The sequence below is a fragment of the Inquilinus limosus MP06 genome (genome assembly GCF_000767795.1).
GTDB classification, from domain to species: Bacteria; Pseudomonadota; Alphaproteobacteria; order DSM-16000; family Inquilinaceae; genus Inquilinus; species Inquilinus limosus_E.
On the sequence record NZ_JANX01000899.1, the window covers coordinates 1 to 1,648 of the forward strand.

At 71.2% G+C, this 1,648-nt stretch carries 4 protein-coding genes; 3 read left to right on the forward strand and 1 reads right to left on the reverse strand.

Annotation, left to right across the window (positions count from 1 at the left end; all coding sequences use genetic code 11):
* Nucleotides 1-12: 12 nt before the first annotated feature.
* Together P409_RS41665 and P409_RS33760 are read left to right on the forward strand one after the other, a co-directional pair.
* Nucleotides 13-87 carry a hypothetical protein gene (locus tag P409_RS41665; RefSeq protein WP_430515680.1) on the forward strand — a complete coding sequence of 25 codons (75 nt, stop codon included), beginning with the start codon at nt 13-15 and terminating at the stop codon, nt 85-87.
* Between the two features lie 68 nt (nt 88-155).
* Nucleotides 156-416 (forward strand): GlsB/YeaQ/YmgE family stress response membrane protein, encoded by a 261-nt coding sequence (locus tag P409_RS33760; RefSeq protein WP_034849001.1) that lies wholly within the window; start codon nt 156-158, stop codon nt 414-416.
* A gap of 35 nt (nt 417-451) precedes the next feature.
* Here P409_RS33760 and P409_RS33765 read toward each other — a convergent pair whose 3' ends face one another.
* A complete protein-coding gene (locus P409_RS33765) occupies nt 452-1,108 on the reverse strand; it encodes a hypothetical protein (protein ID WP_152613693.1) in 657 nt (218 codons plus the stop codon).
* 154 nt (nt 1,109-1,262) lie between these two features.
* On the opposite strand from P409_RS33765, the gene P409_RS33770 reads away from it, so the two are divergent.
* Nucleotides 1,263-1,648, forward strand: a 386-nt coding sequence (locus P409_RS33770) for a 4Fe-4S dicluster domain-containing protein (protein WP_034849007.1), incomplete at its 3' end; no start/stop codon positions are given.

Below are 1,648 nucleotides of genomic sequence, written 5' to 3' on the forward strand. Positions count from 1 at the left end.
GCGCTGGAGGCGCTGGCGCGCCGGGTGCGCGAGGCCTTCGACCCGAAGGGCATCCTGTCGCCGGGCAGAATGTCCCCGGCCGCCTGAAAGGACCGGAAACCTCGCCGGCCCTCATGGGTTATGATCGAGCGCGCGACTCGCCTCGGGGAGACCCCATGGGAATCATCGTCACCATCATCATCGGATTCGTGATCGGCCTGGTTGCGAAGTTCCTGATGCCCGGGCGGGACCCGGGCGGCTTCATCATCACCATCCTGCTCGGCATTGCCGGCTCCTTCGTCGGCACTTGGCTCGGCCAGCAGTTCGGCATCGCTGAGCCAGAAGGATTTCTGAAATTCGTTCTGGGCGTGATCGGCGCGATCATCCTGCTGATCATCTACCGGATTATTGCCGGCCGCAGCAGCAGCGCCGGCTGACCGTACTGGGCGGCCCGCGCCGGGCGGGCCGCCTTCTACTGCGCCGATTTCGCCAGATGGGCGTAAGGCTCGCCGCGGCGCGGCTGCAGCACCTGTGCCGCATCGGTGTCGGCATGGGCGATCCGCAACGCGGTCGGCGCCCCGTCCGGCCCCAGTTCCACCGTCGCGAACACCATCTCGCCGCAGGAGGCGGGCCAGCCCACCGGCCGCACCCCCGACACGATCGTCGCCGTGTAGGGCGAGCAGTCCGAGGCCACGTCGACCGCCGCCCCCGCCGGCTTGCCGGCGACGAAGCGCCAGATCGCGGTCTGTTTCCCCGCCTGGTCGTATACCGCCGCCGGTTCGCCGAAGCGGGTCTTCAGGGGCGCCAGCGCATCGGCGGTGCTGCGCGGGCCGCCGGCGGCGAACCGCATCGTCTCAAGCACCGAATACAGCCGGTTCCCCTGGGCCGGCGGGGTGAATTGCAGCAGCAGCGTGCCGTCATCCGGCCGCGGCGCGGCGGCCAGGCCGGTCCAGGGCGCCTCGCCCGGCCCGGCGAAGGTCACCGCCCGCGCGGTGAAGGCCGCGGCCTGCTGCGGCGTCTGTCCCAGCGCGATGTCCTGGACCACAGGTCCGCCGGCCAGCGCCGCCGCTGAGAAGATGCACAGCAGCACCGCCGCGGGCAAAGCGCGGCATACCCGAAGCATCGTCATCTCGGCCTCCCGGTCCGGGCGCCCTCCCCGGGGGCGCCTCTGCCGGCCAGCCTACTAACCCCCATGCCGGTTGACAATGCCGGCCGACGCATCCGCCGGGTTCCCTTGCCGGCGGGCCGCAGGCTAGTGTCGGCGCAACGACGGGAGGGTGCGGGTGCAGACTCATTTCTCGCTGGCGCAGCTGGCCGATCCGGACAATGCGGTGTCGGAGCAGATCCTGCGCAGCTGCGTGCACTGCGGCTTCTGCCTCGCGACCTGCCCGACCTATACGGTGCTGGGCGACGAGCTCGACAGCCCCCGTGGCCGCATCTACCAGATCAAGTCGATGCTGGAGGGCGGGGGGCCGGCCCCGGCCAGCGTCGCCAGGCATCTCGACCGCTGCCTGTCCTGCCTGTCCTGCATGACCACCTGCCCGTCGGGCGTGCACTACATGCATCTGGTCGACCACGGCCGCGCGGTGGTGGAGAAGACCTATCGCCGGCCGCTGCAGGAGCGGGCGCTCCGGGCGCTGCTGGCGGCGGTGCTGCCGCGGCCCCGGCT